12 protein-coding genes are annotated in these 17,883 nt (G+C 75.2%); 2 read left to right on the forward strand and 10 right to left on the reverse strand.

What is annotated here, in order from left to right:
- The first annotated feature begins 221 nt into the window (after positions 1 to 221).
- Positions 222 to 1,796, forward strand: a complete 1,575-nt coding sequence (locus I6A60_RS02600) for a UDP-N-acetylmuramate--L-alanine ligase (protein WP_307838669.1) — start codon at positions 222 to 224, stop codon at positions 1,794 to 1,796.
- 146 nt (positions 1,797 to 1,942) lie between these two features.
- Here the strand turns inward: I6A60_RS02600 and murG are convergent, their stop codons facing one another.
- The 10 genes from murG to mraZ form a co-directional block, all read right to left on the reverse strand.
- Entirely contained in the window at positions 1,943 to 3,073 is a 1,131-nt protein-coding gene (murG, locus tag I6A60_RS02605; protein ID WP_203020528.1) for an undecaprenyldiphospho-muramoylpentapeptide beta-N-acetylglucosaminyltransferase, read from the reverse strand.
- A 77-nt stretch (positions 3,074 to 3,150) separates the two neighbouring features.
- Positions 3,151 to 5,508, reverse strand: coding sequence for a putative lipid II flippase FtsW (ftsW, locus tag I6A60_RS41175; RefSeq protein ID WP_307838670.1), 2,358 nt, complete (start codon positions 5,506 to 5,508; stop codon positions 3,151 to 3,153).
- Positions 5,509 to 5,515: 7 nt separating this feature from the next.
- On the reverse strand, positions 5,516 to 7,009 hold the full coding sequence (gene murD / locus I6A60_RS02615) for a UDP-N-acetylmuramoyl-L-alanine--D-glutamate ligase (protein WP_307838671.1): 1,494 nt from the start codon (positions 7,007 to 7,009) through the stop codon (positions 5,516 to 5,518).
- The gene (gene mraY, locus I6A60_RS02620; RefSeq protein WP_203020530.1) at positions 7,006 to 8,079 is read right to left on the reverse strand and encodes a phospho-N-acetylmuramoyl-pentapeptide-transferase; all 1,074 of its coding nucleotides are present in this window, start codon (positions 8,077 to 8,079) and stop codon (positions 7,006 to 7,008) included. The genes murD and mraY overlap by 4 nt, the downstream gene beginning before the upstream one ends.
- A 91-nt stretch (positions 8,080 to 8,170) precedes the next feature.
- Positions 8,171 to 9,670 carry a UDP-N-acetylmuramoyl-tripeptide--D-alanyl-D-alanine ligase gene (murF, locus tag I6A60_RS02625; RefSeq protein WP_203055545.1) on the reverse strand — a complete coding sequence of 500 codons (1,500 nt, stop codon included), beginning with the start codon at positions 9,668 to 9,670 and terminating at the stop codon, positions 8,171 to 8,173.
- Positions 9,667 to 11,235, reverse strand: coding sequence for a UDP-N-acetylmuramoyl-L-alanyl-D-glutamate--2,6-diaminopimelate ligase (locus I6A60_RS02630; RefSeq protein WP_203012055.1), 1,569 nt, complete (start codon positions 11,233 to 11,235; stop codon positions 9,667 to 9,669). Before I6A60_RS02630 ends, murF begins: the two co-directional genes overlap by 4 nt.
- Before the next feature lie 247 nt (positions 11,236 to 11,482).
- A complete protein-coding gene (locus I6A60_RS02635) occupies positions 11,483 to 13,579 on the reverse strand; it encodes a penicillin-binding protein 2 (RefSeq protein WP_203042610.1) in 2,097 nt (698 codons plus the stop codon).
- Positions 13,576 to 14,385, reverse strand: coding sequence for a hypothetical protein (locus tag I6A60_RS02640; protein WP_203042611.1), 810 nt, complete (start codon positions 14,383 to 14,385; stop codon positions 13,576 to 13,578). Before I6A60_RS02640 ends, I6A60_RS02635 begins: the two co-directional genes overlap by 4 nt.
- A complete protein-coding gene (rsmH, locus tag I6A60_RS02645) occupies positions 14,382 to 15,380 on the reverse strand; it encodes a 16S rRNA (cytosine(1402)-N(4))-methyltransferase RsmH (protein WP_203021627.1) in 999 nt (332 codons plus the stop codon). Before rsmH ends, I6A60_RS02640 begins: the two co-directional genes overlap by 4 nt.
- Before the next feature lie 409 nt (positions 15,381 to 15,789).
- Entirely contained in the window at positions 15,790 to 16,221 is a 432-nt protein-coding gene (gene mraZ / locus I6A60_RS02650) for a division/cell wall cluster transcriptional repressor MraZ (RefSeq protein WP_203021628.1), read from the reverse strand.
- A 624-nt stretch (positions 16,222 to 16,845) separates the two neighbouring features.
- Between mraZ and I6A60_RS02655 the strand changes: the two genes are divergently transcribed.
- Positions 16,846 to 17,880: a MoxR family ATPase gene (locus I6A60_RS02655; RefSeq protein WP_203021629.1), complete on the forward strand. Its 1,035-nt coding sequence runs from the start codon at positions 16,846 to 16,848 to the stop codon at positions 17,878 to 17,880.
- Positions 17,881 to 17,883 lie beyond the last annotated feature (3 nt).

Raw genomic sequence — 17,883 nt, forward strand, 5'->3', positions numbered from 1 at the left:
CGTCAACCCATGGAATTCTCCGTCCTCTTCGTCACAGTGCCGAGCGTTCCTTCCCGGCACGTCACTGTCGCCCCCGTACCGGCCCCCGCCAGCGACGACACGCGGGCGGGCCGGCCCCCCGCGTCGCGGCCCACTGACGATCGACACGAAGCCGAGCCCGTCCACCCCGCCCGGCCGTGCCAGCGCATAGGCGCGAGCCCCGGTGGTGTTCACTCACTCCCGTGAGCGCAGGAACAGGCGAGCAGACACCCCGACGTGTGCACTTCCTCGGCATCGGCGGCTCCGGCCTCGCCCCACTGGCCCGGATCGCCCTGGCGCGTGGCGCGAGCGTCTCGGGCAGCGACCAGGAGCCGTCCGACCGGGTCGAGGCCCTGCGCGCGCTGGGCGCCCGGGTCCGCACCGGCGCGCCGCCCGATCCGGCCGTCCTGGCCGCCGAACTGGTCGGCGTGGACGTCGTCGTCGCCTCCAGCGCCCTGCCCGACGACCATCCGGAGATCGTCGCCGCCCAGGCGGCCGGCCTGCCCGTGCGCCGGCGGTCGGACTGGCTCCCGGAGCTGACCGATGGCTACCGGCTGGTCGCCGTCGCCGGCTCGCACGGCAAGACCACCACCTCGGCGATGCTCGCGGTCGCGCTGCGCGCCGCCGGCGCCGACCCGACCGCCGTGATCGGCGGCGAGGTGCCGCAGCTCGGCGGCGGCGCGGTGGTCGGCCGGGGCGAGATCTTCGTGCTGGAGGCCGACGAGTACGGCGGCGCGTTCCGCGGGCTCGACCCGGCGCTCACGATCCTGACGAACGTCGAGTGGGAGCATCCGGACCTCTTCCCCGACGAGGCGGCTGTGCGCGCGGTCTTCGCCGCGTTCGCCGCTCGGGTGCGTCCCGGCGGCACGCTGGTCGCCTGCGGCGACGACCCGGGTGTCGCGGCCGTCCTCGGCACGCTGGCAGAGGGCTCCGGGGGCGGGCCACGGGTCGTCCGCTACGGCTTCGGGGACGGGCTCGGCTGGCGCGCGGTGGACGTCACGACCGGCCAGCCCGGCGCCCCCCGTGCGGCCTCGGCCCCGGCCCTGTCGTCCTCGGCCTCTGCCTTGCCCTTGTCGTCCTCGGCCTCGTCCTTGCCCGTCGGCGGAGGCGCCGCGGGCGGCCTCGACCGGGCCGCCGCCGGGCCGCCGGTGGTGACCGAGGCCACCGTGCTGCGGGACGGGGAGCCGGTTGGAACCCTGCGCCTCGCGCTACCCGGCCGGCACACCGTCCTGAACGCGCTGGCGGTGCTCGCCACCGCCAGCGAGTTGGGCGTGCCGGTCGAGACGACACTCACCGCGCTGGCCGGCTACACCGGCGCCGCCCGGCGGTTCCAGCGGATCGGCGCCCGGGCGCTGCCCGGCCCGGGAGCGGTCGAGATCGTCGACGACTACGCCCACCACCCGACGGAGATCCGCGCCACGCTCGCCGCGGCGCGCCAGCAGGCGGCGGGCCGGCAGGTCTGGGCGGTACTCCAGCCGCACACCTACAGCCGGCTGGCCGCGTTGCTGGCCGACTTCGCCGTGGCGTTCGGCGACGCCGACCGGCTCTACGTCACGGACATCTACGCCGCGCGGGAACGCGATGACCTCGGGGTGCACGCCTCCGACCTTGCCAAGCGGGTCCGGGTACCGACGGAGACGAGCTACGTCGGCTGGGCCGAGCTGCCGGACCGCCTGGCCGCCGACCTGCCGGGCCACGACGTCCTGCTGCTGACGCTGGGCGCAGGCACCATCACCGAGCTCGGACCCCGCCTGCTCGCGATGCGCCTGGACCGCTAGGCCGCCCCCGCCGAGGGTCGTCCGCGTCGTCCCCCAGGCCGTGATCGCGAGTTCGGCCCTGGAACGGTTGCGATGCGGCGCGATTCACGACCACTGGAGGGCGAAGACGGCGATCACTACGCCGGCCGACCGGGGGCCCGGCTGGCTCAGTGGGCCGCGTGGCGGCCGCCTGAGCGGCGGCGGGATGCCTCGGCCTCGTGGATCATCGCGACGATCGTCTGGGCCGCCCGCGGATGGCCTGCGCCAGCCATGGCCGCCTGCATCTTCGCCAGGCGCTCCGGCGAGACGAGCACCGGCACGACATTGTTCATGATCCACTCGGCGGACAGGTCCGCGTCGTCGACGATCAGGCCGCCGCCGGCCTCCACGGTCGGCAGCGCGTTGCGCCGCTGCTCGCCGTTGCCGTGCGGCAGCGGGACGTAGGCCGCCGGCAGGCCCACCGCCGAGAGCTCCGCGCAGGTCATCGCGCCGGACCGGCACAGCACCATGTCCGCCGCGGCGTAGGCCGACGGGATGTGGTCGAGGTAGGGCAGCAGCACGTACGGCGCCGGCAGGCCGGTGGGCAGCGCCGCCGTCACCTCGTCGATGTTGCGGGGGCCGGCGGCGTGCAGCACCTGGACCCCGGAGCGGGCCAGCGCGTGGGCGGCCTGCGTCATCGCGGTGTTGACCGAGCGGGCGCCCTGCGAGCCGCCGACGACCAACAGGGTGGGGCGCTGGTAGTCCAGGCCGTAGCGGCCCCTGGCGGTGCGCTGCGCGCCCGGGGAGCGGTCCAGGGTGAGGATCTCGGGGCGCAGCGGAATACCGGTCAGGCGAGCGCCCCGCAGCGGGGTGCCGGGGTAGGACGTGGCGACGTACGGCGTGAACCGGGCGCCGAGGCGGTTCGCCACCCCGGGCAGCGGGTTCGCCTCGTGGACCACGATCGGGATGCCACGGCGGCGGGCGGCCAAGTAGGCGGGAACCGAGACGTAGCCACCGAAGCCGACGACGACGTCGGCGCGGGTCTCGGCCAGCACGTGGGCGGCCGTGCTCACCGCGCCGGCGAGCCGGCCGGGAACGGTGAGCAGCTGGGCGCTGGGGCGCCGCGGCAGCGGCACCTTCTCCACGGTGGCGAGCTCGTACCCGCGCGCCGGCACGAGGCGGGCCTCCAGGCCGGTCCTCGTGCCGAGCAGGGTCAGGCGCAGGCGGGGGTCGGTCGCGCGCAGCGCGTCCGCGACCGCGAGGGCGGGTTCGACATGGCCGGCCGTACCGCCGCCGGCGAGCAGCACACTCTTCAGCATCGTCCCTGACGATGGCACACGAGCCGGCCGCTGTGAGCGACTGGCCCGTCAGGGCCAGTCATCGCGGCGACCGGGAATCAGCCAGCGTTGGGAGGGCCGTCAGGACCCGGCTCGCCGTCCCTGCGGTCGCCGCGTCGGTATGGTCCCGGTTCGGGCCGCCGCCGGTCCGCCGTCGCGCCCCTGGCACTCTCCCGGCCATCATCAGACTTGCCGGCCCGGCCCGTGGCGCCGGTCCCACCAGCGGTGCCGGTCGTGCCGGCCCGGCCGGTCGCGCTGCCCTTGCCAGTCCCGCTGGCCCTGTCAGCCTCGCTGCGGGCCGTGGCGGCCCTGCGAGTCCCGCCGCCCTTCCCAGTCCCGCTCACCCTGCCAGCCTCGTCGGCCCCACGAGCTGTAGCGGCCCTGCCAGCCCCGCCGGACCTGCCGGCCTTGCCAGTCTGGCCGGATCCGCCAGTCCGGCCCGACCCCCCAGTCCCACCGGACCCGCCAGTCCCACCGGACCCGCCAGTCGTGGCCACTGAGCCAGCCGTGCCGGCCCGGCCCGGCTTCGCGCGGCCCCTTTTCGGCGTTCCGTTCAGGTCTTGGTCACGCCGTCCCGACCTGGTTCTGGCCGGGACGCCGGTCTGAGCACGCTCGGCGCCGTCGGACCGGGCCGCGCGGGTCGGGGCAGGCCCGGCGCCACCGGCAGCCGCGCCGTCACGGGCTCGGCCGCGGGGGCCGCGCCGGCGCTGCTTGCGCGCCTCGCGTCGCCGCTGGGACCGTTCGGCCAGCAGCCGGGCCGCCGCCGGCTCGGAGCGGGCGAACGCGAGCAGCATCCCGATCGAGAACATGGTCAGGACCAGCGACGACCCGCCGAACGACACCAGCGGCAGGGGGATGCCGGTGATGGGCAGCAGGCCGACGACGGCGCCCATGTTCACCACGGCCTGGGTGAGGATCCAGCCGGTCGAGCCGGCCGCCGCCAGCCGGACGAACTGGTTGTCGCTGCGGTGCGCGACGCGCAGGCCGGCATAGCCGAAGACACCGAAAAGGATCACCACGACCAGGCAGCCGAGCAGCCCCAGCTCCTCGCCGATGATCGCGAGGATGAAGTCGGTGTACGACGCGGGCAGCAGGTCGGGCCACTTCTCCTTGGAGGCGCCCAGCCCCTCGCCGAACCAGCCGCCGCCGGCGAGGGCGTAGATCCCCTGGACGGCCTGCCAGCCGCTGCCCTGGACGTGCTGGAACGGGTCGCGGTAGGACAGCAGCCGTTCCAGGCGGTACGGCTCTATCACCGCGAGTATGGCGCCGACGGCCCCGAGCACGCCGACGAGGCCGGCGTAGACCCGGCCGGGCGTGCCCACCACCCACAGCACGACGAACAGCACGGCGAACACGACGATCGTCGTCCCCATGTCGGGCTGCATCATGATCAGCCCGCCGATCAGCGCCGACACCGGGACGACCGGAACGATCAGGTGCTTCCAGTCCCCGAGCAGCCGGCGTTTGCGGGTCAGCAGGTCGGCCGACCAGAGCACCAGCGCGAGCTTGGCCAGCTCGCTGGGCTGCAGGCTGAGCGAGCCGACCCCGAGCCAGCGCTGGGCGCCGTTCGAGGAGACCCCCAGCGGCGAGAGCACGGCCAGCAACAGCAGCAGGGTCAGGCCCATCAGTGGATAGGCGACCCGGCGGAACCACTGGCTCGGCGCTCGGCTGGCCGCGAGCAGCACCGGCAGGCCGATCCCCATCCAGGTGGCCTGGCGGACGAAGACCGTGTACGACGAGCCGAACGCGGCGTAGGACCGCACGTTGGACGCCGAGAGGACCATGACGAGACCGAGGAGCAGGAGCAGCCCGGCCGACGAGCCGAGCAGGTAGTACGAGGCGAGCGGCCGTTCGAGCAGGGGGAGCCGGGCGAGGGCCGCGCCTGGGGTGTCCGGGCTCGGGACCGGGCGCAGCACGGAACGCCGCTGACCGCCCCGACCCGGCGACGGGAGCACTCCCCCGGCCCGCCGGGCCGCCTCCTGACTCGCCTGCCGGGCTGCCTTCCCGGCCCTGACCTGCTGGTCGGAGGCCGATCCGGCCGGGACCCTCGGGCGGCGCACCGCCGGGGCCATCGCGTCGCGCAGTGTCGCGGGCCGGCGGCTCTCGCGCGGGCCCGCCGGTCGGGCCGTGTCCCGGGTCGTCGCCGGCCGCGCGCCGTCCCGCCCGGAGGCCTTCCCGTCGTCGCGGGGCGTCGCCAGCGTGCCGGCGTCGCGCGGAGTGGCCGCCGGACGCTCCCGCCTGGTCGGGCGGTCGTCACCGGCCGGCGGGCGCCCGTCGTCCGCTCCAGCACGCGCGGCGCGTCCGGGACGGGCGACCGCCGCCCTGGGACGGGTCCGCTGCCCGGACGCCGAACTCGAACCGCCGGATCCGGCGTTACCGGATCCGACGCCCGATCGGGAGCTCGGCGCCTCGCGCACGCTGCCCCTAGCCTCCTCGACTCTGCCCGCCCGGCGGGACGACCCCCTGGGCCGCCCCGACCTGCCCGCGACGACCGGCCGCGGCGGCGAACAGGTCGCCGCGCTCGGCGTAGTCACGGAACATGTCCATCGAGGCGGCGGCGGGCGCGAGCAGGACGGTGTCGCCCGCCCGGGCCAGCCGCGCCGCGGCCTCCACCGCATCGTCCATGCCCGCGGCCCGTTCCATGGGGACATCGGGGGCGTGTCGGGCGAGCGCGGCGGCTATCTCGTCCGCGCAGCGCCCGATCAGGACCACGGCGCGCAACCGGCCGGCGGCGAGCTCGACCAGTTCGTCGAAGGCCAGGCCCTTGTTCAGCCCGCCGGCGATCCACACGACCGACGGGTAGGCGGTCAGCGACGCGGCCGCCGCGTGCGGGTTGGTCGCCTTGCTGTCGTCGACGTAGCGGACGCCGTCGACGGTGGTGACCAGGGCGTTGCGGTGCGCGCCTGGCCGGTAGGCCGCGAGCGCTGAGGCGATCGCGGCCGGCTCGACGCCGTCCGCGCGGGCCAGCGCGGCGGCGGCCAGCGCGTTCGCGACCAGATGACGCCCGGGGCCGGGCCCGCCAGGGGCCGAGCCGTCGGGGCGCGGCCCGGCGAGCAGGTCGGCGACGGCGCCCAGCGGGCCGCCGCCGAACGCCCGGTCGACGAGGCACCCGTCGACGACGGTGACCTCGGCCGTCGCCGGGTCCAGGCCGAAGGTGACCCGCCGGCCAGGCGCCGAGGCGAGCAGGGCGGCGCTGGCGGGGTCGTCGGCGTTGCCGACGGCGATCGTCGCCGGGTGCATCCAGATCCGCGCCTTGTCGGCCGCGTAGCCGTCCGGGCCGCCATGCCAGTCGAGGTGGTCGGGGGCGACGTTGAGAATCGCGGCCGCGACCGGCGCCGCCGTCTCGGTGTAGTGCAGCTGGAAGCTGGACAGCTCGACGGCGAGGGTGTCGTAGGGCGGCTCGGCCAGCGCGGCGGTGACGACGGGGGTGCCGATGTTGCCGGCGGTGGCGGCCCGCCGGCCGGCGGCGGTGAGGATCGCGCCGAGCATCTCCGTCGTCGTGGTCTTGCCGTTCGTGCCGGTGATCGCGAGCCAGCGGGCGGCCGGCCGCAGCCGCCAGCCCAGCTCGATCTCCCCCCAGACCGGGACGCCGGCGGCGCGGGCGGCGCCGAACAGCGGGGTGCCGGGCGGGACGCCGGGTGAGGTGACCACCAGGCGGGCCGGGCCGACGGCCGTCGGCAGCCCGCCGAGCTCCACCACGGCCCCGGCGGCGCGCAGCTCGGCCGCGGCGGCCTGGGCGGGCGCGCCGTCGCCGGCGTCGACGACGGTCACCCGGGCGCCGAGGCGCAGCAGCGCGCGGGCCGCCGCGGCGCCGGACACGCCGATGCCGACGACGGTCACCGGCGCGTCCTTCAGCTCGTCGACGGCCACGTCACCACGGGCCTGGCCGGCCACGTCGCCGGCACCCGGGCCGGTCACAGGTTGCTCCCTCCATGGGAGAGGAACTCGGCGTAGAACAGGCCGAGGCCGAACGCGACCGCGAGGCCGGACACGATCCAGAACCGGATGATGACCGTGGTCTCCGGCCAGTCGGCGAGCTCGAAATGGTGATGGATCGGCGCCATGTTGAAGACCCGGCGTTTGGTCAGCTTGAAGAAGCCGACCTGCACGATCACCGACACCGTCTCGATGACGAACAGGCCGCCGAGCACGAACAGCAGCAGCTCGGTGCGGGTGCAGATCGCGATGCTGGCGAACGCCCCGCCGAGCGCGAGCGAGCCGGTGTCCCCCATGAAGATCTTCGCCGGGCTGGCGTTCCACCACAGGAAGCCGAAACAGGACCCCATCGCGGCCGCGGCGACGAGCGCGACGTCCAGCGGGTCGCGGACGAAGTAGCAGCCGGCCCCCGCGTGGTGCGGCTCGCAGAGGTTGCCGAACTGCCAGAACGAGATCACGCAGTAGGCGCCGAACACCATCGCCGAGGTGCCCGCCGCGAGGCCGTCGAGACCGTCGGTCAGGTTCACCGCGTTCGACGTCGCCGCGATGATCATCCAGGCGAGCAGCGGGAAGCCGATGATCCCGACCGAGAAGTTGGTGTCACGGACGATCGAGATGAACGTCGACCCGGGCAGCAGCCCGGACGCGTTCTTGAACCGCACGGCGAGCAGGCCGAACGCGAGCGCGACGATCGCCTGGCCGGCGAACTTCGTCCGCGCGGTCAGGCCGAGGCTGCGCTGCTTGCGGATCTTGATGTAGTCGTCCAGGAAGCCGACGACGCCGAGCCCCGTCATCACCATCAGGATCAGCAGGCCGGACGCGGTGAACCCCGCGCCGGTCGCCAGATGGGAGACGAAGTAGCCGATCAGGGTGGCCGCGACGATCGCGGTGCCACCCATGGTCGGCGTCCCGCGCTTCTTCAGGTGGCTGGACGGGCCGTCCTCGCGGATCTCCTGGCCGTAGCCCTGCCGGCGGAACAGCCGGATGACCCACGGCGTGCCGAGCAGCGACACCAACAACGCGACCGAGGCCGCGACGAGAACACCTCTCACCCGTGGCCGCCCCGGTCGGCTGGCACGCTGGCCGCCGGCGCCTGCTGTGGCCCGCGGGCCCTGCTAAACACCCTTTCCCACGTCCCCTCGATCACGGCGTCTGTTCCGCCGCCTCTGTACTTCCTGGCGCCTCTGTACTTCCCGGCGCCTCTGGACTTTCGGCCGCCTCGGTACTTCCGTTTCCTCTCGCGGCTCCGGGACCGGCCGCGCCGGTCGCCGTGAGCGCCGCCGCGACCCGCTCCAGGCCGGCCGCGCGGCTGGCCTTCACGAGCACGACGTCGCCGCCGCCGAGCGCCGCCGTGGCAAGCAGCTCGGTGGCCGCGTCGACGTCGACGACCCAGTCCACCCGCGCGCCAGCCCCCGCGGCCGCCCGCGCGAGCGGCCGGGCCGCGTCGCCGATGACCACGGTCCGGTCGACGCCCAGCCGGGCGGCGAACCGGCCGAGCTCGGCGTGCTCGGCGTCGGCGGCGGTGCCGAGCTCACCCATCGGGCCCAGCACCGCCCAGGTCCGCCGCCGGCCCGGATCGCCGTCGGCACCGAGCCCGACCAGGGCGCGCAACGCGGCCCGCATCGACTCGGGGTTGGCGTTGTAGGCGTCGTTGACGACGACCAGCCCGGACGGCGCGGTCGTGACCTCCATCCGCCACCGGCTGCGCGGCCGGGCCGCGGCCAGCGCGGCGACGGCGGCCGCGGGCGTCATCCCGACCGCGAGGGCGGCCGCGGCGGCGGCGAGCGCGTTGCCCACCTGGTGCTCGCCGACCAGCGCGAGCGCCACCCGGTGGCGCTCGGCGTCGGTGACCAGGTCGAACGACGCCCGACCGGCGCCGTCGAGCGCGATCCGCTCGGCCCGCACGTCAGCGCCCGCCGCGACGCCGAAGGTCACCACCCGCCGGCCGGTCGCGCGCGGGCGCATCGCCGCGACCAGCGGGTCGTCGGCGTTCAGCACGACGACGTCGGTGGCCGCCTCGGCCAGCTCACCCTTGGCCCTGGCGATGCCGGCCCGCCCGTCGGCGTACTCGCCGACGTGCGCGCTTCCGACGTTGATGACGACTCCCACCTGGGGCCGGGCGACCTGGCAGAGCGCGGCGATGTGGCCGATACCCCGGGCGCCCATCTCCAGCGCCACGTACTCGGTGTCCGGCTCCAGCCGCAGCAGCGTCAGGGGCAGGCCGATCTCGTTGTTGAAGCTCCCCGGCGGGGCGAGCGTCGGCCCGAGCGACCCGAGCAGGTCGGCGAGCAGGTCCTTGGTCGTCGTCTTGCCCGAGGAGCCGGTGATGGCGAGCACGGTCGCCTTCGTCAGCGTCCGGACGTGCGCGGCCAGCGCCATCAGCGCGGCGGCGGGGTCGGCGACCAGCACGGCGGGGACCTCGACCGGACGGGCGGCGAGCACGGCGCGCGCGCCGGCCGCGACGGCGCCGGCGGCGAAGTCGTGACCGTCGACCCGGGCACCCGGCAGCGCGACGAACAGCGCACCCGGCTCGACCAGCCGCGAGTCGACGACCGCGGCCGTGACGAGGGTCGCCGGGTCGGCGCCGCCGTCGAGCCTGCCGCCGGTGGCCGCGGCCACTTCGGCGAGCGTCAGCGGGATCATCGGCCCGAACCCGTCGGCCGCCCGGCGGCGGCGATCGCCTGGGCGAGGACGGCACGGTCGTCGAACGGGGTGACGACGCCGTTCTGCTCCTGGCCGCGTTCGTGGCCCTTGCCGGCGACCACGACGACGTCGCCGGGACCGGCCTCGGCGACGGCCGCGGCGATCGCCTCGGCCCGGTCCTGGATGACGGTCACCTTGGCCGCCGAGGTGGCCACCCGGTCGACGCCGGCGGTCATCTGGGCGAGGATCTCCGCCGGGTCCTCGGAGCGCGGGTTGTCGTTGGTCAGGAAGGCCAGGTCGGCCAGCCGCGCGGCCGCGGCACCCATCAGCGGCCGTTTGGCCCGGTCCCGGTCCCCGCCGCAGCCGAGAACGACGATCACCCGACCGTCGACGAGCCCGCGCACGGACGTCAGCACGGTCTCGACGGCGTCCGGAGTGTGCGCGTAGTCGACCAGGGCCAGGTAGGGCTGGCCGGCCTCGACCCGCTCCATCCGCCCGGGGACGCCGGCCAGCGTGCCGATACCGGCCGCGGCGGCCTCCGGCGGGACGCCGGCCGCCACCAGCAGGGCGAGCGCGCCGAGGGCGTTGACGACGTTGAACCGGCCCGGCAGCCGGACCTTCATCGGCACCGCGAGCCCGCGCGGGCCGCGAGCCGTGAACGAGCTGCCCTGCTCGCCGACGGTCAGGTCGTCAGCCCACCAGTCGGCGGGCGGCTCGGGGGCGTAGGTGACGGATCCCGGAATGCGGGCCGCCAGCTGTGGGCCCCACCCGCCGGCGCCCGGCTCGATCCCGATCACCGACGCGGCGGTCCGCTCGGGCTCGAACAGGCGGGCCTTGGCCTCGAAGTAGTCCCGCATGGTCGGGTGGTAGTCCAGGTGGTCCTGGCTGAGGTTGGTGAACAGCGCGCCGGCGAACCGGAGGCCGTCGACGCGGTGCTGGGCCAGCGCGTGGCTGGAGACCTCCATCGTGGCCGCGGTGACGCCGCGCTCCACCATCACGGCGAACAGCGCCTGCAGGTCGCTCGACTCCGGGGTGGTCCGCACCGAGTCGACGCGTTCGTCGGCGATCCGGGTCTCGACGGTGCCCAGCAGGCCGGTGCGGTGGCCGGCGGCCCGCAGGCCGGCGTCGACCAGGAACGCCGACGTCGTCTTGCCGTTGGTCCCGGTGACGCCGAGCAACGTGAGGCGGCGCGATGGCTGGCCGTAAAGCCAGTCCGCGACCTGGGCGACGTCGCTGCGCGGGTCGGCGGTCGTGACCACCGGCAGGTCGACCGAGCCGGCCAGCGCCGCGGCGCCAGCGGGGTCGGTCAGCACAGCGGCGGCGCCGCTCGCGGCCGCGGCGGCGGCGAAGTCCGCGCCGTGGGCGTGCGAGCCGGGCAGCGCCGCGTAAAGGTCGCCGGGCTGCACGGCGCGGGAGTCGTGCGTGACGCCGTGCAACACGACCTCGGGCGCCGCCACGTCGGCCGCGGCCGCGCTCTGGACGCTTCCGAGGTCAGCGAGCAGAGCGCGCAGCTCGGTGAGCGTGCGGGCCGGCCGGTGGGCCGGGCGCAGTGCCGGTGGGGTCACGCCGTCGACCTTAGTAGGGCACCCGTCGCGGCCTCACGCCTGCTCACGGTGTCGTCCCGTGGCAATGCGGTCTCCTCGGAATTCGCACAACTGTCAGCCCTGCCCCCACAACAGCGGGTATTAACCGGGCGATCCGCGGCCATTTCACCCGGCGCGTTCGGGGCGAACGGGCGGCCGCCACCGGCGGGTGGGCAGGCTGGCATCGCGCGATCACCCGGAGTGGGTGGATCGGCGCGGACACCCGCGGTCACCCGGCCGCCGGTGGCGCCCGGGTGGCGCCCGGCTGGGCGGCCGGTGGGCTCGAGGCCCCGGCGCTCGGGCCGGTCTGGGCGCCCTGCCCCGGTGTCGGCGTGGCCGGCGTGGGCGGGCTGACCGGCACGTCGCCCGGGCCGAGGATGTCCGGCTGGTCGGCGATGCCGGGCTGGGTCAGCGGCAGGCTCGGCGCGGCGGCGCTGGACGGCGGCACGCCCAGCGTGGCGAGGGCGAAGGTCATCACCTTCTGGAAGACCGGTGCCGCCGACGTGCCGCCGAAGTACGAGGTCTTCGGGTTGTCCAGCACGACGGCGATGACGACCCGCGGGTGGTCGGCCGGGGCGAAACCGATGAACGACGAGACGTAGCCCCGGTAGCAGCCGCACGTCGGGTCGATCCGGTACGCGGTGCCGGTCTTGCCTGCGACCCGGTAGCCCGGGACGGCGGCAGCCGGGCCGGTGCCGTTGGACGTGGTGACCTGCTCGAGCATGTCGGACAGGGTGCTCGCGGTCCGGGCGCTGACCACCCGGACGCCGGGCGCCCGCGGTGTCGGGACCATCGCGCCGGAGCTCGACCCGACCGCGTCGACCAGCCGCGGCGTCATCCGTACCCCGCCGTTGGCGATGGTCGCGTAGACGGTGGCCATCTGCAGCGCCGTCGCGCTCATGCCCTGGCCGTAGGACACCGTCGCCGCCTGGGAGGCCGACCAGGTCGACGAGCTCGCGAGCTGGCCGCCGCTCTCGCCCGGGAAGTCGAGCCCGGTCGGGCGGCCGAGGCCGAAGGCGCGCATCGTCGCCTCCAGGCCGGCCGAGCCGACCTTCTCCGAGATCAGCACCGCGCCGATGTTGCTGGAGTGGGCGAGCACTCCGGCGGCGGTGAGCTGCAGGGTCCCGTGCGGCTCCGCGTCTCGGATGGTGACCCCGCCACGGCGGATGTCCGCGGGCACGGTGACCGGGGTGGTGTCGGTGATCTCGCCACGGTCCAGGGCCGCCGCCATTGTGATGATCTTGTTGACGCTGCCGGGCTCGTACGCGTAGCCGGTGGCCAGGTTGCCGAGGGCGGCCGGGTTGGCCTGGCCGACGTTGTTCGGGTCGAAGTCCGGCGCGTCGGCCATCGCGAGGATGTCACCGGTGCTCGGATTCATGATCACGATCGTGCCGGCGTCCGCCTGGGTCTGCGCCACACCGGCCGCGATGGCCTGCTGCGCGTCCCACTGGATGTCCTCGTCGAGGGTCAGGCGCAGGTCCTTGCCCTCGACCGGGGCCTTCTCGCTGCTGGGCGCGGAGGGGATCTCCCGGCCGGCCGGGTCGGTCTGCAGCCGGCGGGTGCCGTCCTGGCCGCGCAGCACGCTGTCGTAGGCGAACTCGATGCCGCCGTTGCCCTGCAGCAGGTCCTTGTCGCCGAACTTGGTGTACCCGACGACGTTCGAGGCGACGGTCCCGTTCGGGTAGACCCGGCGGCGCTCCGGGAGCACGCCGACGCCCTTGAGCTCCAGCGCCTCCACCCGGTTGCCGACATCCGGGGTCAGGCCGCGCGCGATGTAGGCGAACCGCAGCTTCCGGTCGGCCAGCTTCTGCTCGATCGTCGCCGCGGGCAGGCCGACCAGCGGGCTGAGCTTCGCCGCGGTCACCGCCTGGTCGTCCACCAGGCTCGGGTCCGCGTAGACCGACCTGGCGTCGACGTCCTCGGCGAGCGTCGCGCCGTCCCGGTCGGTGATCTCCCCGCGGACCGCCGGCAGGTTGACCACCTGCGTGCGCTGCCGCTCGGCCTGGCGGGCGTAGTTCGCCGCGGAGAACCCCTGCAGCTGGGTCAGCCGCGCCGCGAGCGCGAACAGCAGCAGCGTCATGACGACGACGCCGATCCGCAGCCGGCGCCGGGAGCTCGCGAGCGCCCGGCCAGCGCGCCGACGCGGCGGCCGTCCGCCGGGCCGGCGGGGCGACGAGGGGCGCCCGACCGTCCGGGCCGGCTCTCGCCGGGCCCGGTCGCCGCGGGTCGGCCGGCCGGCCCTTGCCGAGCCGGTTCGCGAGCCCTCCGTCACCACCCGCAGCCGCGAGGACGCGCGGCGGTCCGGTGGGAGGAGCGTGGAGCTCACCGGCCAGACGTCCCGGTACCCGTCACGGCCGGCGCGGACGGCGCCGCGCTGACCTGGCCCGCCGCGGGCTGGCCCTGGTTGGCCGGGGCCGTCGGGGCGACGCTTGCCGGCTGGGCCGGGGCGGGCGCGGGCACCACGTAGAAGATGACGCCCCCGGCCGCGTCCCCGCCGCCACCGGTGACCACCCGGGCGCCGGGCGGCAGCGTCGCGCCGGGCGGCAGGTACTGCGGCAGGCCGCCCGCCACCATGCCGAGCGCGGCCGCCCGGCTGGCGAGCGCGCCCGGCGCGGACAGCTGGTCGGCGTGGACGGCCAGCGCCTGTTCCTCGTCGGCCAGCTGCGCGGACCGGGCCTGCAGGCTGTGCGCGTGGAAGGCGTTCTCGGACAGCGCGGTGTTCAGCAGCAGCAGGCAGAGCAGCCCGCTGGCCATGAGCACCAGCAGCAGGATGACGAACGGGGCCCGTGGCGCCCGCTGCGCGCGGGCAGCCTTGGCCCGCGCCCGGGCGAGGGCGGTCGGCCCCGCCAGTGGCGCCGGGCTGGCCGGCCTCGGCGCCCTCGCCGGCGGCCGGCCCGGCCTGGGCTCGGTTCGCGACGGCGCGGTGACGGGCTCGGCCGCGGGTGCGGCGGCGCGGGCGGGCGACGAGCGAGCGGTGGGACGAGCGGGCAGCCCGGCGGGCGCGGCGGCCCGACGCGGCCTGGGCCGGCGAGCCGGGGCCGGGGCCGGGCGGACAGCCGGGTCGGACTGCGGCGCCAGTGCGGTGGCACCGTCTGACAGCGGCCGGTGCTCGTCGCTCGCGGGAGCTGTCATGATCGCCCTCCTCTGGCACGTCCTGGGTGGCTCGAAGCCCTGTCCTGGCCTGTGTGTCTCAGCCGTTCGGCGGCCCGCAGCCGCGCGGACGCGGCCCGCGGGTTCGCCGTCGTCTCGGCCTCGGTCGGCGGCTCGGACCCGCGGGTCAGCAGCCGGAAGGTCGGCTCCGCCTCGGCCGGCACGACCGGCATGTCGGGCGGGACGCGCGTCGTCGTCACGTCCGCGAGCGCCCGTTTCACCAGCCGGTCCTCGAGCGAGTGGTAGGCCAGCACGGCGATCCGCCCACCGACCGCGATCCGGTCGAGCGCGGCGGGAAGGGCCCGCTCCAGCACCTCCAGCTCCGCGTTGACCTCGATGCGCAGCGCCTGGAAGGTGCGCTTCGCCGGGTTGCCGCCGGTCCGCCGGGCCGCCGCCGGGATCGCGGCACGCACCAGGTCGGCGAGCCGGGATGACGTCGTGAACGCCTCCTTGGCCCGCTCGGCGACGACGGCGGCCGCGATCCGCCGGGCGAACGGCTCCTCGCCGTAGCGGCGCAGCACCCGGGCGAGCGTGACCTCGTCATAGGTGTTGAGCACGTCGGCCGCGGTGCGCCCGGTCGTCGGGTCCATCCGCATGTCCAGCGGCGCGTCGCGGGAGTAGGCGAAGCCGCGATCGTCGAGGTCCAGCTGCAGCGAGGAGACGCCGAGGTCGAACAGCACCGCGTGGACGGCCGGGATGCCGAGCCGGTCGAGGACGGCGGGAATCTCGTCGTAGACGGCGTGCGCGAACTCGACCCGGCCGACCGCGAACGCGAGCCGCTCGCGGCTCGCGGCGAGCGCCTGTGGGTCCCGGTCGAGACCGACGAGCCGTAGCTCGGGCAGTGCGCGCAGCATCGCCTCGGCGTGGCCGCCGAGGCCGAGGGTGGCGTCGACCGCGATGGCGCCCGGCTGGGTCAGCGCCGGGATGAGCAGCGTGCGCACCCGGTCGAGCAGGACCGGGATGTGGCTGGCCTGCACCAGTCGCCGCCCTTCTCGACAGTCGCGTGCGCGCGGCCGGACAGGTCCGCCGGACGCCGCTGGCGCCCCACCCGGTGGCAGGCGCCCGGTGGCCGCGACCGGCCCGTCCGTGCGGCGCCGGGCCAGCTGCGGCCCGCGTCCGGGTCTCATCCCGCCGGGCCGCCGGACGCCGGGGAAGTGGCGTCCGGTGGCGGGGTGGGAGGAGGACTCGGCACGCGACGGCCCGTTGCGGGGCCGGAAGGCCACGGGGTACGGGGGCGGCTGCCCGACCGTGGCCCGTTGGCCGGCTAGGCCCACCGCGGGTCTCGGCGGCGGGCGACGGGGAGCGCTGAGAGGTGCCTGACGCGCTCCGGGTGGCATCACGATCCAGGCCCATTGGTGTCGTGCCCGGACCGCATCCCGCCGGGCCCTAGATGACGCCGGGCAGCACCTCCTCGGACAGCTCCGCGAAGCTCTCCTCCTGCTCGGTCAGGTAGGCCGCCCAGCGCTCGGTATCCCAGATCTCGATCCGGGTGTTCGCGCCGTTGACGATGCAGTCCCGGGTCAGCCCCGCGTAGTCGCGTAGTGCCGGCGGGATCGTGATGCGGCCCTGCTTGTCGGGGACGTCATCGTTGGCCGACGAGAAGAAGACCCTGCTGTAGTCGCGCAGCGACTTCGCCGTTACCGGCGCAGTGCGCAGCGACTCGCTGATTCTGGAGAACTCGGCCATCGGAAACACGTAAAGGCAGCGTTCTTGTCCTTTGGTAATCACGAGTCCTCCTTCCATCTCCTCGCGGAACTTCGCGGGCAGCGTGAGCCGGCCCTTGTCATCCAGGCGTGGCGAGTGGCTACCGAGAAACACCGGCGCCCCTCCTCGCTCACCAGGGCGGAGTCACGGCCCGGCCGATCCGAGACCTCAAAGATCCGGACCCCGCCGAGATCCCGAGTGCGCACGGATGCCGCAAACAGGCCACCAGCCGATCGCCGTTCCCCCACTGCGCGCCACTGTACCCCACTGCCCCCCACCTAGCACCCCCACGACACCCCGACGAACCACCCCCCTCCCCACCGGGATTCCGGGCCACCGACCCTTTCCCCGATAGCCGCGCCCGCCGATGGTTTGGCACCCCGGTGCCGGCCTGGTTCAGGGCCGCCAGGGAACGTCGACTGCCTGGTGGCGACCCCACCGCCGCTCCAGTTCGGGCGGCCCGCCGGATGAGTCACCCTGGGCCGCGGGCAGGCAGTCGCCGAGGAACTCGACGCGCGCGGCGGCCCTACCAGGAGGTCCATTCGATGAAGGCCGGGGACCACCACGAGCCACGCCCCGCACTACGGCGCACCACACGACCCCGATACGGCGCGGAAATCCCCCGTCCCGGCGGTCTTCCTCGCCCTGGGACAACGAGATCGACCGGTGAGATGTCACACTCGGGCGAGGACAGCTCCCACCGGGGGCCGCATCCGCTGATCCCGGAGGGGGGCCCACGTGGCGACGGAGCCCGGAATACTGCACTGGCGTGACCCCGCCGGCGATGTCGGCCAGCTGACCGACGTCGCCGATCGGGTCCTGCGGTCAGTGGGCGCCGTCATCGACGGCAAGCCGGAGGCGATCAGGACCGCGCTGGCCGTGCTGCTGACCGAGGGCCACCTGCTGATCGAGGACGTGCCCGGCGTCGGCAAGACGATGCTGGCGAAGGCGTTGGCACGCTCGATCGACGCCCGGGTTCGCCGCATCCAGTTCACCCCCGACCTGCTGCCCGGCGACGTCACCGGCGTGAGCGTCTACAACCAGGGCACCCGCGACTTCGAGTTCCGGCCGGGCCCGGTCTTCGCGAACATCGTCGTCGGCGACGAGATCAACCGTGCCGAGCCGAAGGCGCAGTCCGCGCTGCTGGAGTGCATGGAGGAGCACCAGGTCACCGTCGACGGCATCACCTACCGGCTGGAGTCGCCGTTCATGGTGATCGCGACCCAGAACCCGGTGGAGATGGAGGGCACCCGGCCGCTGCCCGAGGCGCAGCGCGACCGGTTCACCGCTCGCATCTCGATGGGATATCCGTCGCCGGCCGCCGAGTTCGCGATGCTGGAGAGCCACGGCACCGCCGACCCGCTGGACGACGTCGTCCCGGTGACGTCCGCCAGCGAGATCGTCCAGATGATCTCGCTGGTCCGCACGGTGCACGTCTCCGACGAGGTCCGTCAGTACATCGTCGAGCTGGTCGGCGCCACCCGCCGCCATCCCGAGGTCTCGCTGGGGGCGTCGCCGCGGGCGGCGCTGCACCTGATCCGTACCGCCAGGGCGGCGGCGGCTCTCGACCGGCGCAACTTCGTGCTGCCGGACGACGTGCAGGCGCTGCTGGTACCCGTCATCGCCCACCGGCTGCTGCTGCAGCCCGAGGTGGCCCTGTCCGGGGAGCCGGTCATCGACATCACCGCCCGGCTGCTGACCGACATCATCGCCCGCACCCCGATCCCCCGGCCCGGCTCGGCCCCCCGGCCACAGCAGCGCCGCGGCCGCTGACGG

Source organism: Frankia sp. AgB1.9 (genome assembly GCF_016786355.1).
Lineage (GTDB): Bacteria > Actinomycetota > Actinomycetes > Frankiales > Frankiaceae > Pseudofrankia.